We start from the raw sequence: 17708 nt of genomic DNA, 5'->3' as shown, positions 1-17708 counted from the left end.
ATTGACTTCCCTTTAGCTTCGAGCCGCGCGGTCGGCGATCACGACATAGCGTTGCGGGGAGCCGGGCTGCACGGCATCGAAGGGCCAGCAGGTGATGAGCGTGAGCTGCGGGGAATCGGCCGGGTCGAGCAGGCTCGTGTCGTGCTTGTCCACGATCGCCACCTCGCGAACGCGATAGCGCGTCACGCGCCCGCGCACATCCTCGATCGCGATCTCGTCGTCCTCGTGCAGGTCGCGAAGGAAGGCGAAATGCGTATCGCGATGCGCGACGATCACACTGTTGCCGGCTGAGCCGGGTAGCGCCGTGCCATCGACGTGCCCCGGTCCGAACGCGAGCGAGCGTCCGCTGGTGCCCGCGAGGACGTACAGGTCGATTCCGCGCGAGCCGACGGTGAGACGCGCCACCGGCCGGGTGTCGGCCCATGGCCACGGACGTTTCGAGCCGCCCGCCTTCGTGTCTTCCCACGCCGAGGCGATGAGGTGCTGGGCGAGGGCGGCCTTGGCATGGATCCACGCGGCTGCGCCCAGTTGCCACCCCGCCAGCGCGAGCAGGAGGAGCACGGCTGCCGTGAGCGGCCACCGCCGGACGCTGCGCGCCGCGGGGGTCACCGGGTCCGCGGCCTGCGGCCCGTACGAGCGCCCGCGCACCGCGAAGCTCGAGGGTCCGTTCACGAAAAAAGTGCTCATTGCGCAGGTACCCCGGCGCGAACACCTCCTGCCGGGACGAATCGCCCGACGAGGGCGATCGTCCCGGCGGCTGCCAGCGCAAGGAGTCCCAGCACGATCTGCAGCGTGGATTCTGTGTCGGTCTGCGGAAGCTCGCCGGCGGCCGTGGCGCGCGGCATCGATGCCTTCACGAGAGCGGTCCTCTTCTCGCCGCCGGGCGCCGTGGGCGTGACATCCACCGCGATGAGGCTGGTGTACCGGGAGACCAGGTGATGCTCGAGCGCGACCTTCACCACGGCCGGGCGGATCAATGCCTCGTCCGCGCCCATGCGCAATTCGTCCATCAGGCTCGCGATCCTTGCCCTGGCCCAGAGGGCGCCCACGCCGGTCGGCTCGCTGCCCGGCAAAGGCGTGAGCGCCACGCTCCAGGGTAGGTTTGCGCGCATGCCGGAGACGACGATCGTCCCCTTGAGCGCGGGATGGGCGGCGGCGACAACGATCGGCTCGCCCAGATAGAGGTCGGGGATGCGCGCCGGAAAGGTCTCCACGGGCGTACCGTCGGGCCAGCGGATGGAGACGTCCTTCAGGACCGGCGACTCGATCTTCGCGAAGAGCTTCGTCATCTTCTCCTGCACCTCGCGCAGGTCGCCGATGTAGGTGAAGGTGCCGCGGCCGAATTGCGCGGCCTTGGCCATGAAGTGGCTGTTGGGGGCGGCGCCGATGCCCACGGTGAACAGACGCGTGGAGCCCAGGCGCTGTGCGATCAGCTTGAAGAGCTGGTCCTCGTTGCCGACCGCGCCATCCGTCATGAACACCACCTGGCGCAGGTAGCCGGGGTTGTCGCGGCCGTTCAGGGCGAAGGTGAGGGCGCCGGCCATCTCCGTGCCGCCGTCGGCGCGAAGCTTCGACACCCAGGCGCGCGCGTACTTCACGTTGTCCTGCGTCGCGGGCAACGCGTCGGGCCACATGGGGCGCGTCACCGAATTGAATTCCGCGACGTTGAAGCGGTCGCGCGGCGTGAGCGTGGCGAGGCCGGTGAGGAGCGCCTCCTTCGCCTGCTGCATCGAAAGCCCCTGCATGGAGCCGGAGGTGTCGATGATGAAGATGGTCTCGCGCGGCATCGGGGCGATGGCGGCCTTTTCCGCGGCCGTCGGCTGCGGGGGCATCACCATGAGGAGGGTGTAGTCCACGCCGTTCCTCGACTCGGTGAACACCGCGGCCTCGGGAGCGGAACCGACTTGCGGCGCCCACACCAGCTCGAAATCGCGATCGGCTTCCTCCTGCTCCTTCTGCAGGTACACGACGGTGCGCGTGCCCGATTCCTTTTCGACCCACGCGTCGTGGTAGGAACTGGTCACCTTGGCGAGCGCTACGCCGGAATCGATCACGACGCCTATGGCCACGGGGTTCACGCCGCCGCAGCCGGCGGGCGCGTAGTCGGGGTGCAGGACCGGATCGATCTCGGCGTCGCTGGGGATTGCGCCCGCGGCGGCGACCGTGAGCGGCTCGACCGTCCTGGGCTCGTCGGGAATCGCGGCGCCGGCGGGTTCGTAGCGGGGCGTAATCGCCAGCGGGAAGCGCAGGCGGTATTCGCCGTTTTCGAAGGCGAGCGTCTGCTGATACTCGATGAGCACGCGCACGTACTCGCCGGGGCCGATGTTGGCGACGGCATTCGTGAACAGGTTCGGTCGCTGCTGCTCGACCAGCGCCGCCTTCCTCCCCTCGCGCCTGGCCTCGGCGTACGCGCGCCGCGCCTCTTCCTTTTCCTTCACCTGGCCCTCGATCACGCGCTCGCCGATGCGTAGCCAAAGGCGATCGACAGCGGCGTCCTCGGGCAGCGGGAAGACGTACACGCCCTCGACCCAGTCGGTGCCTGGGTTGTGGAAGGTCTGGGCCACGCGGGTGCGGGCGACGATGCCCGTCACGTGGATCGTGACGTCCGTCTCGACCTTCGGGGCCGGGACGAAGGCGCCCTCGGTGCCGGCACGGAAGAGGAGCGTGCCTGTCTTCGCGTCGTTGGGCTTCGCCTGCGCGCTTGCCGTCGTCGCAAGCCCCAGGGCCAGCAGCGCGAGGACACAGCTCGCGACGATCCCGAAGAGGATCGCCTTGGCCAGCAACTCGATGAAATCGGCCAGCGCCGCCTCGCCGCCCCGGTGCCCGCCTGCCCTGTTCGTCATGTTCCTTCCCCTTTGTGCGCCGACCCATTCGGCAGGGCCATTACGCGCGGGCGCGGGGGCGGGTTCCTTCGGGAGTGCGGGAAGAGTGGCGACCAATTCAGGCAGAAAAATGACAATTGGAAAAAAGGGACAGACCCCTCTTCCGGAAAAGGGGTCTGTCCCCTTTTTTCCGCGATAATCCGGGGCATGCCGCGCAGAATTGCACTCGTCGAGGACGACGCCACCATTCGCCAGAACTACACGGACGCCCTCGAGCGCGCGGGCTATGAGGTGCAGGCGTTCGCAGACCGGCCGCAGGCGATGCGCTCGCTCGCGACCCGGTTGCCGGACCTCGCCATCATCGACATCGGGCTGGGCGCGGAGATCGACGGCGGATTCACGCTGTGCCGGGAGTTGCGGGCGATGTCGTCGGCGCTGCCCATCATCTTCCTGTCGGCGCGCGATTCGGACTTCGACATCGTCTCGGGCCTGAGGCTGGGAGCCGACGACTACCTCACCAAGGACGCGAGCCTGCCGCACCTGCTTGCCCGCATCGCAGCCCTCTTCCGCCGCGTCGAGGCGGCAAGGGAGCCCCCGAGGGACGAAGAGCGGCTCGTGCGCGGGCCCCTCGAGCTCGATGCCGCGCGAATGACGGTGCTTTGGCGCGGTCAGGCCGTGGATCTCACCGTGACCGAGTTCTGGATGGTGCGCTCGCTCGCGCGCCACCTCGGCCACGTGAAGGATCGCGACACCCTCATGCGCGACGCCGAGATGGTGGTGGACGACGGCACCATCACCTCGCACGTGAAGCGCATCCGCAGGAAGTTCCTCGTGGTGGATCCGGCGTTCGACGCGATCGAGACCATCTACGGCATGGGCTACCGCTGGACGGAAAGGACGTGAGGCGGCCCGCGTTCGTGCACGGCATCCGCTTCCGGTTGTTCCTCGCCTCCCTCGTTCTCCTCGCGATCCCGGCGCTCGCCGCGCAGTTCATCAACCGGATGGAAGTGTTTCTGCGCGGCGCGCAGGAGCATGACATCGCGGTGACCGCGCGTGCTGTCGCCTCCGCCCTCTCCGACCGCCCGGCGCTCTTTCCGCCGGGCGGCGCCAGGCCGGGTGACCCCGAGGACGAGGAGCGCCGGCGCATTGTCGGGCTCTTCGCGGCCGCCGATACGATCGCGGCGGCGAGCCTGGGGTCTGCCTACGCCCCGTCGGAGGAGATCGAGCGCTTCCTCGACATCATGGGGCGCCGGGCCTCGCGCCTCTGGGTGATCGACACGCGTTCGCGCGTGCGGGGGCTTTCCGGAACGCTGCGCGAGCCGCCGCCAGCGCGCGCCGACTCGCCCCGCACCACGATCGCGTCGTGGCTCAAGCCCGTCGTGTCCCTGGTCGTGTCCTCGCCGGAAATCCCCGCGGGCGACGAGTCGAAGCCGGTGCGCGCGCAGATAGACCGCGCCTTGATCGGCGTTTCCTCCACGAACTGGCGCGGCACCCGCGACCGCGAGGTGGCCATCCTCTCCGCCGCGCAGCCCGTGTTCGTGGGCGACGATATCGTGGGCGCCGTGGTCGTCGAGGAGACGACCGCCTCCATCCTCCTGCTCAGGCAGTCTGCGCTCGAGAACCTCATCGAGTTGACTCTCGCGGTGTGCCTGGCCGCCTTCGCGATCCTGCTCTTCTTCGCGAGCCGGCTGGCCACGCGCATCCGCCGCCTGCATGCCGAGGCCGAAGCCGCCATCGATGCGCAAGGGAGAATCCGCGGCGGGATCACCCTCACCGGGGCGAAGGACGAGATCGGCGACCTCGAGCGAACGATGGCCGCCGTGCTCGAGCGCCTTCGCAACTACAACACCTACCTCGAGCAGATGGCCGGCCGCCTTTCGCACGAGCTGCGAACGCCCGTGGCCGTGGTGCGCTCCTCGCTCGACAACCTGCGCAGCCAGTGGCCGCAAGGCGAGGCGCGCGTTTACCTCGACCGCGCGGGAGAAGGCGTGGAAAGGCTCTCGAGCCTCATCTCGCGCCTGTCGGAAGGCACGCGCCTGGAAAAGATGCTGGAAAGCCAGGAGCGCGAGCCATTCGACCTCGCCGCGGTGGTGCGAGGCTGTGTCGAGGGCTACCGCACCGCCTATCCGGGGCGCGCTTTCGACTGCAAGGCACCCTCCGGCCCCGTCACGATGAACGGGGTTCCCGACGCCATCGCGCAGCTGCTCGACAAGCTGGTCGAAAACGCGCTCGATTTCGCGCCTGCCGGCACCGCCATCCGGATCACGCTTTCCTGCGACGGTCCGCACGCCCGCCTCGGCGTGACCAACGATGGCCCGCCCATCCCGACGGCGGTGCTTCCGCGCCTCTTCGATGCCATGGTCTCGGGGCGCGAAGGCGCCCAGGGGCGCGGCGGGCACCTCGGGCTGGGCCTGGCGATCGTGCGCCTGGTCGCCGCGTTCCACGGCGGAACGGTGCGGGCGGCCAACCTGCCGGACCGCCCGGGCGTGCTGTTTGAAGCGGAGTTGCCCGTCGAGGGGTCGCGGCACCTCGCCTGAGCTAAACTTGGGGCACGGAAATCCGACTGGAAGCTCCACCGTGGCCCGAATCCTTCTCCTGCTGGCGATCGGCTTCTTCATCTGGCTGCTGTTCCGCGGCTTCTTCAAGGCGCAGGTGTCGGATGCGCCCCCGACCGAGCCGACGGAGGCCGAGAACATGGTCGCCTGCGCGCGCTGCGGCGTGAACATGCCGAGGAGCGAGGCGAAACAAGAGGGCGGCAAGTTCACCTGCCTGGACCCCTCCACCTGCAAGCACGCGCCATGACGCCTGCCGCGTTCGTCTCCGGGGCCATCGCGGATTCCCTGCGTGCCGGCGAGCGCGCCCCCATGGCCGCGACCGGAGACGACACCGCCTGGCGCATGCTGGTCATCTTCTCGGCCTATCGCGTCGTGCTGGCGCTGGGGCTTTCGGGCGCCTATGCCTTCCTGAATTCGCTGTTCCAGCTCGGCATCCAGCAGCCGGGGCTCGCGGTGACGGCGCTGGTGGCCTATGCGGTGGCCTCGGTCCTCCTGGTCATACCGGCGCTCCTCCGGGAGCCGCGCATCTCCCTCCAGGTGACCGCCGCCGTCTTCGTGGACGTGCTGGCGATCTGCGTGCTCATGCACACGAGCGGCGGCATCCGGTCCGGGATCGGCGTCTCACTGCTCATTTCGCTGGCGGCGGCGGGCCTCATCACCCGCGGCCGCCTCGCGTTCTTCCACGCGGCCGTGGCCGCCCTTGCCGTGCTGGCGGAGCAGGCCTTGCAGGTCTGGCGCTACGACGCGCCGGCGAGCGACTTCATCCAGTCGGGGCTCACCAGCATGGCGCTCTTCGCGACGGCTGGGCTGGGGTGGACCCTCGCCCGCTACGCCCGCACCAGCGAGACGATCGCCCAGCAACGAACCATCGACCTGGCCAACCTTTCGCAGATCAACGAGCTCGTCATCCGCGACATGCAGGACGGGATGCTCGTGGTCGATCCCGAGGGAACCATCCGCCAGAGCAACCCGCGCGCGATGCAGTTGCTGGGGCCGCTGCCCGCCGGGCGGCGGCCGCTGCTCGCGGAGTACTCGCCCGAGATCGCCGGCCTGCTGCAATCCTGGCGGCGCATGCCGGAGACCCCCTACCACCCGTTCCGCGCGCCGCGGTCAGCCACGGAACTCGCCGTGCACTTTGTCGCCATCGGCTCCGGCGACCCCCCGCCGACCGTGGTGTTCGTGGAGGACGTGGGCAGGCTACGCGCGCAGGCGCAGCAACTGAAGCTGGTGGCGCTCGGGCGGCTCACCGCATCCATCGCCCACGAGATCCGCAACCCCCTTTCCTCGATCAACCATGCCGCCGAGCTGCTGGCCGAGAGCGAGCACGCGCAGGCGGGCGACGACCGGTTGGTGGCCATCATCCGGGACAACGTGCACCGCCTAGACCGCATCGTGCAGGAAGTCCTCTACCTCAACCGGCGTGACCGCGCGCAGCCCGAGTCGATCGAATCGCGGGCGTTTCTCGAGCAGTTCGCGGCCGACTTCTGCGCCAGCGAGAGAGTGTCCGCCGACGGCGTGGAGGTGGAGGTGCGAACGCTGCAGCGCATGACCTTCGATCGGCAGCACCTGCACCAGATCCTGTGGAACCTGCTTCGCAACGCCTGGCGCCATGGCCTCAAGCTGCGCGGGTCGGTGCATGTGACGCTCGCGCCCGCGCAGGCCCCCGGCATGCTCGCGCTCGAAGTGGCCGACGACGGGCCCGGCGTGGCGCAGCAGCTGCAGCCGCACCTCTTCGAGCCTTTCTTCACGACCGAGGCGCAGGGCACGGGCCTGGGCCTCTACATCGCGCGCGAGCTCTGCGAGGGCAACAACGCACGCATCGAATACTGCGAAGGCGGCACCGGCTGCCATTTCCGCATCACCCTGAAAGGCGACTGATGAGCGAGAAGGCCGTCCTGATAGTCGACGACGAGGCCGACATCCGCGAATTGCTGGTGGTCACCCTTTCGCGCATGGGCCTGGACGTCGAAGCCGCGGCGAACGTGGCCGAGGCCAAGGCGGCGCTCGAGCGGCGCGCCTTCGACCTGGCGCTCACCGACATGCGCCTTCCCGATGGCGAGGGGCTGGACGTCCTTCGCCACATCGCCGAGCACTATGGCAACACGCCGGTGGCGGTCATCACCGCTTACGGCTCCACGGAAAACGCGGTGGCGGCGCTGAAGGCCGGCGCCTTCGACTACCTTGCCAAACCCATCAAGCTCGACCAATTGCGCCCGCTCGTGATGAGCGCGCTCAAGCTTCCCAGGCATCCGCACGCCAGGCGTGCGGCAACGGGGGAGGCGACCGTGCCCGGCGTGCCGCGGCTGATCGGCGAATCGGCGCCCATGCAGAAGTCGCGCGAGATGATCGCCCGGCTGGCCCGCTCGCAGGCGCCGGTGTACATCACGGGCGAATCGGGCTCGGGCAAGGAAGTGGCCGCGCGCCTCATCCACGCGGGGTCGGCGCGCGCCGACGCGCCGTTCATCGCCGTGAACTGCGGCGCGATTCCCGAGAACCTCATGGAAAGCGAGTTCTTCGGCTACCGCAAGGGCGCGTTCACCGGCGCGGACAGCGACCGGGCGGGATACATGCACGCCGCGCAGAAGGGCACGCTCTTCCTGGACGAAGTCGGGGACCTGCCGCTCGCGGTGCAGGTGAAGCTGCTGCGCGTGATCCAGGAGAAGAAGTTCCGCCGGCTGGGGGACACCGAGGAGGAGACGATCGACCTGCGCATCATCTCCGCCACGCACCGCTCGCTTTCCGAGCAGGTGGAGGCGGGGGAATTCCGCCAGGACCTCTTCTACCGCCTCAACGTGATCGAGATGAGGATGCCCAGCCTGCGCGAGATCCCCGAGGACGTGCCGCTCCTGGTGGCGCAGGTCGTCGGGCGCCTGGCGCGGCAGAACGGCGTTGTGCCGCCAACGGTCTCGGAGGAGGCGCTGCTTGCGCTGCGGCGCTACGATTTCCCGGGCAACGTGCGCGAACTGGAGAACATCCTCGAGCGCGCGATGGCCCTGTGCAGCGATGCCACGATCCGCGAAAGCGACCTGTACCTCACGCAGGCCACGACGCGGGAAAAGAGCGCCGCGCTGGACGGCGCGCTGGGCACACGGGGGCTGCCACTGCACGATTTCCTCGACCAGGTGGAGCGCGAGGCCATCCAGAAGGCGCTGGAGGCCACGCGCTACAACAAGACCGCGGCGGCCAAGCTGCTGGGCATCACCTTCCGCAGCCTTCGCTACCGCCTCGACCGGCTCGGAATCGACTGAGGACACCGCGATGACCGCGCGTATCCGCACGATCAACCTCGACCGCTTCGCCGAGTGCCTGCCCGGGCTAGCCGGGCTGCTCATGGATGCCGTGGATTCCGGCGGTTCGCTCGGCTACTGGGCGCCGCTCGGGCAGCCGGAGGCCCTGCTTTACTGGCGCGAGGTGATGCAGGGCATGGTGGAGGAGAGCCTCGCGCTCCTCGTCGCCGAGGATGCGGGCGAAGTCGTGGGAACCGTGCAACTCGTGCTCTCGAACCGCCAGAACGGCAGCCATCGCGCCGAAGTGCGAAAGCTCATGGTGCGCACCTCCCACCGCGGCCACGGCCTGGGCCGCGCGCTCCTGTCCGCCGCCCATGTGGAAGCCGGCTATCGCGGCCGGACCCTGCTCATCCTCGACACGCGCACCGGCGACGTGGGCGAGAAGCTCTACGAATCCATGGGCTACACGCGCGCCGCCCAGATCCCCGGCTACACCATCGAGCGCGACGGCACGCCGCACGGCACGACGTTTTTCTACCACGTGCTGCCGTGAGGTCGAACCAGCCAGGATCGTGTTGGGAGCACCCGTTCACGGCGCCGGATCCACGCAGGGGAAGTCGGTGACTCCAGTTCGCGATGCTGGGTCCACGCAGGGGAAGTCGGTGATTCCAGTTCGCGACGCTGGGGCCGTGAGGTCAGATCCGACCGATGCCACCATGGGTTCAGATGGGTTGAATTTCGTTTTTTATTTTTGTGGCCAGGTTAAATTGCCTCGGGCGTCGCGGGCGGAACTGGCGTCGCGGCTTCCCCGAAGTCGAAGCAGGCAGCACCTTCATCTGGCCACAAAAATAAAAAAAAATTCAACCCATCTGAACCCTTGTCGACCAGGGTCACGGCTCGTTGCGCCACGACTGGAAGCATTCCTCGAGTCGATCCGAGATGGATTCTGAAGTCGACGTCGTCCCGCCGCGCTTCCGGGTGGATATCGCGGGCATGTGCTCGGGCGCCCGGTGGATGCCATCGCCGAATCACGACCAGCGGCCGGACGATGCGCACGTGGAACTGCTGGTAGTCCACAACATCTCGCTGCCGCCGGGGGAGTTCGGCGGGGAGTGGATCACGGATCTCTTCCTCGACCGGCTGCATCCGGGCGCGCATCCGTACTTCGCGGGGTTGGCGGGCCTCAGGGTGTCGTCGCACTTCCTCGTCCGTCGCGAGGGCGAGGTGATCCAGTACGTGCCGTGCGAGCGGCGTGCCTGGCACGCGGGCGCATCGAGCTGGAAGGGGCGCGATCGCTGCAACGACTTCTCCGTCGGCATCGAACTGGAGGGCACGGACTACCTGCCGTTCACGGACGCGCAGTACGCCTCGCTGGGCGAACTCTCGCAGGCGCTCTTCGCCCGCTACGGCGCGCTCGGGATCGCGGGACATTCCGACATCGCGCCGGGGCGCAAGACCGACCCGGGGCCGCATTTCGACTGGGCACGCTATCGCGCCGCAATCGGCGCCTGACCTCACCGGGACAACGATCATGGATTTCGCACCCTCCTCCAAGGCCGCCGACTTCATGGCCCGCATGGAAGCGTTCATGCGCGAGCACGTGCTGCCGGCCGAACCCGGCTACGTCGATGAACTCGTCGGCGGCTCCGATTGGCGCCGCTGGAAGCAGCCGGCCATCATGGAGTCGCTCAAGGAGCGCGCGCGGCGCGAGGGGCTGTGGAACCTCTTTCTTCCGCATCCCGGGGTGGGCGCCGGATTGTCGAACACCGATTACGCGCCGCTTGCGGAGCTCACGGGCCACTCGCTCATCGCGCCCGAGGTGTTCAACTGCAACGCCCCGGACACCGGCAACATGGAGGTGCTGGCGCTCTACGGTTCGCTCGAGCAGCAGGAGCGGTGGCTCAAGCCCCTGCTGGCGGGCGAGATCCGCTCCGCGTTCTGCATGACGGAGCCGGAGGTGGCCTCGAGCGATGCGACCAACATGCGCGCGACGGCCATGCCCGAGGGCGGCGAGGTGGTGCTGAACGGCCGCAAATGGTGGAGTTCCGGACTCGGCCACCCGAATTGCCGCGTGGCGATCTTCATGGGAATTTCCGACCCGGACGCGGGCAAGCACCACCGGCACTCGATGGTGCTGGTTCCGCTGGACGCGCCCGGCGTCACGATCGAGCGCATGGTGCCGTCCTTCGGCGTGTACGACGAGCCATTCGGGCATGGCGAGGTGACGTTCACGAACGTGCGCGTACCGAAGGAAAACGTGATCGCCGGACTCGGCCGCGGCTTCGAGATCGCGCAGGGGCGCCTGGGACCGGGGCGCATCCACCACTGCATGCGCGTCATCGGCGCGGCGGAGCGCGCGCTGGAGCTCATGTGTGCGCGCGCGGAGAGCCGGGTTGCCTTCGGCAAGCCCCTGGCGCTCCTGGGCGGCAATGCGGACGTGGTGGCCAATGCGCGCATGGCCATCGAGCAGGCGCGGCTGCTCACCCTCAAGGCCGCGTGGATGATGGATGCCGTCGGCGCCAAGGGCGCCATGAGCGAGATCTCGCAGATCAAGGTGGTCGCGCCCACCATGGCGCAGCACGTGATCGACGCGGCGATCCAGATGCACGGCGGCGCGGGGGTCTCCGACGACTTTCCGCTCACCGCGCTCATGGGGTATGCGCGCATCCTGCGCATCGCGGACGGCCCGGACGAGGTGCATCGCGCTCTCGTGGCGAAGCTGGAGTTGCGCAAGCAGCGCGCGAAGCGCGAAGGCAACGGCGCCGTGCCATGACGCAGGCCGCCGGTCTCGTCGATCGCGCGGGCGGCGTCCGAGCAGGCGAGGAGCTCGATGCGGGCCGGGTCGATGCGTTCCTCAAGTCGCGCCTGGCCGGCCTCGAGGGCGCGCCCGAGATCCAGCAGTTTTCGCGCGGCGCCTCCAACCTCACGTACCTGGTTCGTTATCCGGGGCGGGACCTGGTGCTGCGCCGCCCCCCGTTCGGCCACAAGGCGAAGGGCGCGCACGACATGGCCCGCGAGGCGCGCGTGATGCGGCTGCTCAAGCCCGCGTACCCGGTGGTGCCGGAGGTGCTTGCCGTCGGCGACGACACTTCCGTGATGGGCTGCGAGTTCTACGTGATGGAGCGGATCGCTGGCATCATCCCGCGCCAGGACCTGCCCGCGGAGCTGGGGTTCGGTGAAGCCGAGAGCCGCAGGCTCTGCCTCAACGTCATCGACAAGCTGGTGGAGCTGCACACGATTCCCCTCTCGCCCGGGAGTGGGGTGGGTGATGGGGCTGGGGGAAATGCAGAGACCCTGCTTTCGCTCGGCAAGGGCGAGGGCTACGTGCAGCGCCAGGTGGAGGGATGGAGCAGGCGCTTGCGCGACGCCCGAACCGACGACGTGAGCGACTTCGAGTCCGTCATGGCGTGGCTCGCCGCGAACCGCCCGGCGCGCGAAGTGGCCATCCGCGTGATCCATGGCGATTTCCGCTTCGACAACGTGGTGCTCGATCCCGCGGACCCGTTCAAGGTCATCGGCGTACTCGACTGGGAAATGGCCACCCTCGGCGACCCGCTCATGGACCTGGGCAACTCGCTCGGCTACTGGGTGGAGGCCGGCGATGACGAATACTTCCGCATGACGCGCCGCCAGCCCACCAATGCGCCCGGCATGCTTACGCGCGCGCAGGTGATCGAGCACTATGCGGCGCGTACCGGCTTCCCGGTCGGGAATTTCGGCTTTTACACCGTCTTCGGGCTCTTTCGCGTGGCGGTCATCGTCCAGCAGATCTGGCGCCGCTTCCGTGATGGCCACACGAAGGACCCGCAGTTCGCCGGCTTCGGGCCGCTCGTCACCTACCTCGACGGGCGCTGCCGTCGGTTGATCGACCGGCTCTGATCCGGTGCCAGGCACCACGGGAGGATCCATGAAGGAATTCGAGGGCAAGATTGCGGTGATCACCGGCGCAGCCGAAGGCATCGGAAAGGCCATTGCCGAGGAGGCCGCCGTGCGCGGCATGAAGCTCGTGCTCGCGGACATCGACGAGGCTAGGCTCGACTCCGCGATCGCGGAGCTGCGCGCGAAAGGTGCCGATGCCGACGGCTTGCGGGTCGACGTCGCGAAGGCGGGCCAGGTCGATGATCTCGCGGATCTCGCCTTCGCCCGCTTCGGCTGCGTGCACCTGTTGGTCGCCAACGCCGGCGTTGCCTGCGCAAAGCCCGTGTGGGACACCACGCCCGGCGACTGGGAGTGGGTGATGGGCGTGAACCTTTACGGCGTCACGAACGCACTGCGCGCCTTCGTGCCGCGCATGATGGCGCACGGCGAGGAGGGCCACGTGGTGGCGACTGCATCGATGGCAGGCCTGCTCTCGCTGCCCGGCATGGCCGCCTACAACGCGAGCAAGCACGCCGTCGTGACGGTGATGGAGGGGCTGCATCACGACCTCGCGATCCGCGGCTGCCGCATCGGCGCTTCCGTCCTCTGCCCGAGCTGGGTGAAGACGCGCATCTCGCTGTCCGAGCGCAATCGCACCTCGGGCGAGGTGACGCAGAGGGATGCCCTGGACGCGGTGGCCGCGAAACTCGCCGCCGGCGTCCATCAGGCGGTGGGCCAGGGCATCGAGCCGAACGAGGCCGCGCGCGCGGTCTTCGCGGCCATCGCCCGGGGGCGCTTCTACATCCTGACCCACGCCGATTCGAAGTCGGGCGTGAAGGCGCGGCTCGAGGACATCCTGCAGGACCGGGTTCCCACCCTCGTCCGACTGTAGCGAAAACGAAAAAGGGGACAAACCCCTTTTCCCTGATTTTCCGCGCAAAAAATAAGTCTTTCGGGGTGCTTGCGCCCATCGGCTTCCTTTACTAGACTTTGTGGCTGCGCCCTTCCGTAGCCACTAGATCTTGTGGGTAAGGCGATGAACAAGCTGTGGGTAACCTGGGGATTTCTTCGGGTTATTCACAAAGAAACATGGCCTTGGGTTTTTACCTGGGCTTTCCGGCTGCACCGAAAAAAAATCGCCGTCGGCGTCTCAAGCGGCCCACCGGCCTCAAAACAGCTTCAACCAAGGAGAGGAATCCCATGCGCCTGGCTTCCGATATCAATCCCGCAGCCCCCCTTCCCAACCCGGTCCTGAGCCAGGAGGGCGGCAGTTCGCCGGAGAGATACGCGGATTTCAAGATCATTCGCCGCAACGGCGCCGTCGTGGGATTCGAGCCGGACAAGATTGCCGTGGCCGTCACCAAGGCCTTCCTCGCCGTCTCGGGCGGCGCGGCGGCCGCGAGCGCCGGCGTGCGCGACAAAGTGCATGGCGTCACGCAGGCGGTCGTGGGCGCCCTCGTGCGCCGCCACCCTTCGGGAGGCACCTTCCACATCGAGGACATCCAGGACCAGGTGGAACTCGCGCTCATGCGCGCCGGCGAGCACCAGGTCGCTCGCTCCTACGTGCTCTACCGCGAGGAGCGAGCGCGCGAACGCGCCGCCCGCATGCTGGAGGCAGCCGAAGCCCGCCAGCCGAAGCTGCACGTGATGGTGAACGGCGCCAAGGTGCCGCTCGAAATCGCCACGCTCGAGGCGCTCATCACCTCGGCCTGCCAGAACCTGGGCGACGCGGTGGAGCCGAAGAAGATCCTCGACGCGACGCTGCGCGACCTCTACGACGGCGTTCCGATCGAGGAAGTGCACAAGTGCGCCATCCTCGCCGCGCGCATGCTGATCGAGCAGGACCCGGCCTACACCTACGCGTCCGCCCGCCTGCTGCTGCACACGATTCGCCGCGAGGTGCTGTGCGAGGAAGTCGTCCACGAGCAGATGGCCGCCCGCTATGCGGAGTACTTCCCCACCTTCATCCAGCAGGGCATCAAGGCTCAGCTCCTCGACGAGCGCCTGGGCACCTTCGACCTCGCGCGGCTGGGCCAGGCGCTGGATGCCTCGCGCGACCTGCGCTGCGACTACCTGGGCCTGCAGACCCTGTACGACCGCTACTTCCTGCACATCCACGACCAGCGCATCGAGCTGCCGCAGGCCTTCTTCATGCGCGTGGCGATGGGGCTTTCCATCAACGAGGTGAACCGCGAGGAGCGCGCGATCGATTTCTACAACGTGCTCTCGACGTTCGACTTCATGTCGTCCACGCCCACGCTCTTCAATTCCGGCACGCAGCGCTCGCAGCTTTCCTCGTGCTACCTGACGACGGTCGCCGACGACCTGGACGGCATCTACGAGGCGATCAAGGAGAACGCGCTGCTGTCGAAGTTCGCGGGCGGGCTGGGCAACGACTGGACGCCGGTGCGCGCTCTCGGTTCGTACATCAAGGGGACCAACGGGAAGTCACAAGGCGTGGTGCCGTTCCTTAAGGTCGTTTCCGATACCGCAGTCGCAGTGAACCAGTGCTTCGCGCCGGATACCGGCGTTTACACCGCCTATGGCCTGAAATCCATCAAGGACGTGAAGCCCGGCGACCTCGTGCTCGGGAAATCCGGCCAGTACCGTGAAGTGGAGCGGCGTTACGCCTACAACCAGACGGATGCGATGGTCGCGGTGAAGGTGAAGCACGCGATGGCCCCGTTGCTGGTCACCGCCGGCCACCCGTTCTATGCGATCCGCGGCGTGCCGATGGAGCAGGCCAACAACCGCACGCTGGCCTGGCTCGCCAAGGGCAAGGTGAGGGCGGATTGGGTGGAGGCCGGGCAGTTGAATCGCGGCGACTTCGTCGCGCAGGTGGTGCCGACGGAAGTCGTGAACGCGGCCGGCCTCACGGAAGACGACGCGCGCTTCTACGGCGTCCTGCTGGGCGACGGGCATCTTTCGAGGAACGGCTTCGAGTGGGGCGTTTCAGGCAACCCGCGGAAAGACGACCACCTGGCATTCGCACGCGCCTATCTCAACGAGCGCGGCATTCATTTCCGGGAAACGAGCCGAGGCCAGAATTACGGCCAGGTTCGCTGGGCCTCGGACCGGGGCGTGGTCCGCGACGGCACCACGGGCCGCATCGTGGGCGCCGGCGCCCCCACCATGCCTTTCGGCTACGAGGATCTCTATGACGAAGCCGGCAACAAGCGCATCGCGCGCCGCTTCGCCCACCTGCCCAGACCGCACACGCGGGCGATGATCCGCGGCCTGCTGGAAACGGACGGCGGCGTCTCGCGCGGCAAGGAGATCTATTTCACCAACACGTCGAAGCCGCTCGTTGACGGGCTGCGTTACCAGCTCCTGCGCATGGGCGTGCCGACGGCAGGCCAGTATCGCGAGCGCGCGAACGGCCACACCGCCACCCGCTCCGATGGTTCCAAGGCGACTTTCAACGGTGTTACGAAGGCTTGCGACTTGCGCATTCCCGCCGTTCCGGAGATCGCGGTGCTCGTCGGCTGCAAGCCTATATTGAAGAGGAACTGGCTGGAGATCGAAGGCAAGCTCTTCTCACGCATCACGGACATCCAGGCCATCACGCCCAAGCCCTTCGTCTTCGACCTCAAGGTGGAAACCGACGAGTCGTACATGACGGAAGCCGGCCTCGCGCACAACGGCGGCAAGAGGAAGGGCGCCGTCTGCTGCTACCTCGAGACCTGGCACCTGGACATCGAGGAATTCCTGGAGCTGCGCAAGAACACCGGCGACGACCGCCGCCGCACGCACGACATGAACACCGCGAACTGGGTTCCGGACCTCTTCATGAAGCGCGTGATGGAGGGCGCCGAGTGGACGCTCTTCTCGCCCTCGGACTGCCCGGACCTGCACGACAAGGTCGGCAAGGCCTTCGAGGAGGCCTACACGCGCTACGAGGAGAAGGCCTCGCGCGGGGAGCTGAAGCACTTCCGCAGGATCCCGGCGCTCACCCTCTGGCGCAGGATGCTCTCGATGCTCTTCGAGACGGGGCATCCGTGGATCACGTTCAAGGACCCGTGCAACATCCGCAGCCCGCAGCAGCACGTGGGCGTGGTGCACTCATCCAATCTCTGTACAGAGATAACCCTGAATACCAACGCGCAGGAAATCGCGGTGTGCAACCTCGGCAGCGTGAACCTCCCCGCGCACCTGAAGGACGACGGGCAGGGCGGCAAGACGCTCGACCACGCCAAGCTCAAGCAGACGATCGCGACGGCGATGCGCATGCTCGACAACGTGATCGACATCAACTACTACGCGGTCAAGAAGGCGCGCGATTCCAACTATCGCCACCGCCCCGTGGGCTTGGGGCTGATGGGCTTCCAGGACGCGCTGCAGGACCTGCGCCTGCCCTACGCCTCGGATGCGGCCATCGAGTTCGCCGACCGCTCCATGGAGGCCGTCTGCTACTACGCCTACTGGGCCTCGACGGAACTCGCCGAGGAGCGCGGCCGCTACTCCTCCTACGCCGGGTCGCTCTGGGACAAGGGCATCCTGCCGCAGGACACGCTGAAGCTCCTGCTCGAGGAGCGCGGCGGCTACGTGGAAGTGGACATGTCCGAATCCATGGACTGGGCGAGCCTGCGCGCGCGCATCAGGGTGCACGGCATGAGGAACTCCAACTGCGTGGCCATCGCACCCACGGCGACCATCTCCAACATCATCGGCGTGTCGGCCTCCATCGAGCCCAACTACCAGAACCTCTACGTGAAGTCCAACCTCTCGGGGGAGTTCACGGTGGTGAACGAGCACCTGGTGCGCGACCTCAAGAAGCTGGGCCTGTGGGACACCGTGATGGTCGCCGACCTCAAGCACTTCGACGGCTCCATCGGCAGAATCGACCGCATCCCGGCCGAGGTGCGCGGCCTGTACGCCACCGCGTTCGAGGTTGAGCCCCAGTGGATCGTGGAAGCCGCGGCTCGTCGGCAGAAGTGGATCGACCAGGCGCAGTCGCTCAACATCTACATGCCCGGCGCCTCCGGCAAGAAGCTCGACGACACCTACAAGCTCGCCTGGCTGCGTGGCCTCAAGACCACCTACTACCTGCGCACCCTGGCGGCGACCTCCGCCGAGAAGTCCACGGGCAAGGGCGGCGAGCTCAACGCGGTTCCGGCGCACGGCGGCCTGGACGGCGGGCTGGGCGAGATGGGTGATGGCGCTGGCGGCGGGGCGGCGCAGGCGGCCGGGAAGTTCTGCTCCATCGACAACCCGGACTGCGAGGCATGCCAGTAATGCGTTGTCGG

General features: G+C 67.8%; 13 protein-coding genes. 11 read left to right on the top strand and 2 right to left on the bottom strand.

Annotation, left to right across the window (positions count from 1 at the left end; translation table 11 throughout):
* Nucleotides 1-12: 12 nt before the first annotated feature.
* Together IPP91_06535 and IPP91_06530 are read right to left on the bottom strand one after the other, a co-directional pair.
* The gene (locus IPP91_06535) at nt 13-687 is read right to left on the bottom strand and encodes a class GN sortase (protein MBL0141721.1); all 675 of its coding nucleotides are present in this window, start codon (nt 685-687) and stop codon (nt 13-15) included.
* Nucleotides 684-2843 (bottom strand): marine proteobacterial sortase target protein, encoded by a 2160-nt coding sequence (locus tag IPP91_06530; GenBank protein MBL0141720.1) that lies wholly within the window; start codon nt 2841-2843, stop codon nt 684-686. Before IPP91_06530 ends, IPP91_06535 begins: the two co-directional genes overlap by 4 nt.
* Nucleotides 2844-3029: 186 nt before the next feature.
* On the opposite strand from IPP91_06530, the gene pdsR reads away from it, so the two are divergent.
* From pdsR to IPP91_06475, 11 genes are all read left to right on the top strand, one after another.
* Nucleotides 3030-3725, top strand: a complete 696-nt coding sequence (gene pdsR / locus IPP91_06525; GenBank protein ID MBL0141719.1) for a proteobacterial dedicated sortase system response regulator — start codon at nt 3030-3032, stop codon at nt 3723-3725.
* Nucleotides 3722-5359 (top strand): hypothetical protein, encoded by a 1638-nt coding sequence (locus IPP91_06520; protein ID MBL0141718.1) that lies wholly within the window; start codon nt 3722-3724, stop codon nt 5357-5359. Before pdsR ends, IPP91_06520 begins: the two co-directional genes overlap by 4 nt.
* 40 nt (nt 5360-5399) lie before the next feature.
* Complete coding sequence (locus tag IPP91_06515; protein ID MBL0141717.1) at nt 5400-5624, top strand: hypothetical protein; 225 nt, start codon at nt 5400-5402, stop codon at nt 5622-5624.
* The gene (locus tag IPP91_06510; protein MBL0141716.1) at nt 5621-7255 is read left to right on the top strand and encodes a PAS domain-containing protein; all 1635 of its coding nucleotides are present in this window, start codon (nt 5621-5623) and stop codon (nt 7253-7255) included. Before IPP91_06515 ends, IPP91_06510 begins: the two co-directional genes overlap by 4 nt.
* Entirely contained in the window at nt 7255-8625 is a 1371-nt protein-coding gene (locus IPP91_06505) for a sigma-54-dependent Fis family transcriptional regulator (GenBank protein MBL0141715.1), read from the top strand. Before IPP91_06510 ends, IPP91_06505 begins: the two co-directional genes overlap by 1 nt.
* 10 nt (nt 8626-8635) lie before the next feature.
* On the top strand, nt 8636-9157 hold the full coding sequence (locus IPP91_06500) for a GNAT family N-acetyltransferase (protein MBL0141714.1): 522 nt from the start codon (nt 8636-8638) through the stop codon (nt 9155-9157).
* Between the two features lie 386 nt (nt 9158-9543).
* Nucleotides 9544-10116 (top strand): 1,6-anhydro-N-acetylmuramyl-L-alanine amidase AmpD, encoded by a 573-nt coding sequence (gene ampD, locus IPP91_06495; GenBank protein ID MBL0141713.1) that lies wholly within the window; start codon nt 9544-9546, stop codon nt 10114-10116.
* Between the two features lie 19 nt (nt 10117-10135).
* Nucleotides 10136-11377: an acyl-CoA dehydrogenase family protein gene (locus IPP91_06490; GenBank protein MBL0141712.1), complete on the top strand. Its 1242-nt coding sequence runs from the start codon at nt 10136-10138 to the stop codon at nt 11375-11377.
* On the top strand, nt 11374-12483 hold the full coding sequence (locus tag IPP91_06485; protein MBL0141711.1) for a phosphotransferase family protein: 1110 nt from the start codon (nt 11374-11376) through the stop codon (nt 12481-12483). Before IPP91_06490 ends, IPP91_06485 begins: the two co-directional genes overlap by 4 nt.
* A 28-nt stretch (nt 12484-12511) precedes the next feature.
* Nucleotides 12512-13354 (top strand): SDR family NAD(P)-dependent oxidoreductase, encoded by an 843-nt coding sequence (locus IPP91_06480; protein ID MBL0141710.1) that lies wholly within the window; start codon nt 12512-12514, stop codon nt 13352-13354.
* A 308-nt stretch (nt 13355-13662) separates the two neighbouring features.
* A complete protein-coding gene (locus IPP91_06475; GenBank protein ID MBL0141709.1) occupies nt 13663-17697 on the top strand; it encodes a ribonucleoside-diphosphate reductase subunit alpha in 4035 nt (1344 codons plus the stop codon).
* Nucleotides 17698-17708: the final 11 nt, after the last annotated feature.

It is taken from the genome of Betaproteobacteria bacterium (assembly GCA_016720855.1).
GTDB lineage: Bacteria > Pseudomonadota > Gammaproteobacteria > Burkholderiales > Usitatibacteraceae > FEB-7.
This window is presented reverse-complemented; position numbering and strand designations above follow the sequence as displayed.

Coding starts and splice junctions, on each gene's coding strand:
- IPP91_06535 (MBL0141721.1), bottom strand. CDS start 687: ATGAGCACTTTTTTCGTGAACGGACCCTCGAGCTTCGCGGTGCGCGGG.
- IPP91_06530 (MBL0141720.1), bottom strand. CDS start 2,843: ATGACGAACAGGGCAGGCGGGCACCGGGGCGGCGAGGCGGCGCTGGCC.
- pdsR (MBL0141719.1), top strand. CDS start 3,030: ATGCCGCGCAGAATTGCACTCGTCGAGGACGACGCCACCATTCGCCAG.
- IPP91_06510 (MBL0141716.1), top strand. CDS start 5,621: ATGACGCCTGCCGCGTTCGTCTCCGGGGCCATCGCGGATTCCCTGCGT.
- IPP91_06505 (MBL0141715.1), top strand. CDS start 7,255: ATGAGCGAGAAGGCCGTCCTGATAGTCGACGACGAGGCCGACATCCGC.
- IPP91_06500 (MBL0141714.1), top strand. CDS start 8,636: ATGACCGCGCGTATCCGCACGATCAACCTCGACCGCTTCGCCGAGTGC.
- ampD (MBL0141713.1), top strand. CDS start 9,544: ATGGATTCTGAAGTCGACGTCGTCCCGCCGCGCTTCCGGGTGGATATC.
- IPP91_06490 (MBL0141712.1), top strand. CDS start 10,136: ATGGATTTCGCACCCTCCTCCAAGGCCGCCGACTTCATGGCCCGCATG.
- IPP91_06485 (MBL0141711.1), top strand. CDS start 11,374: ATGACGCAGGCCGCCGGTCTCGTCGATCGCGCGGGCGGCGTCCGAGCA.
- IPP91_06480 (MBL0141710.1), top strand. CDS start 12,512: ATGAAGGAATTCGAGGGCAAGATTGCGGTGATCACCGGCGCAGCCGAA.
- IPP91_06475 (MBL0141709.1), top strand. CDS start 13,663: ATGCGCCTGGCTTCCGATATCAATCCCGCAGCCCCCCTTCCCAACCCG.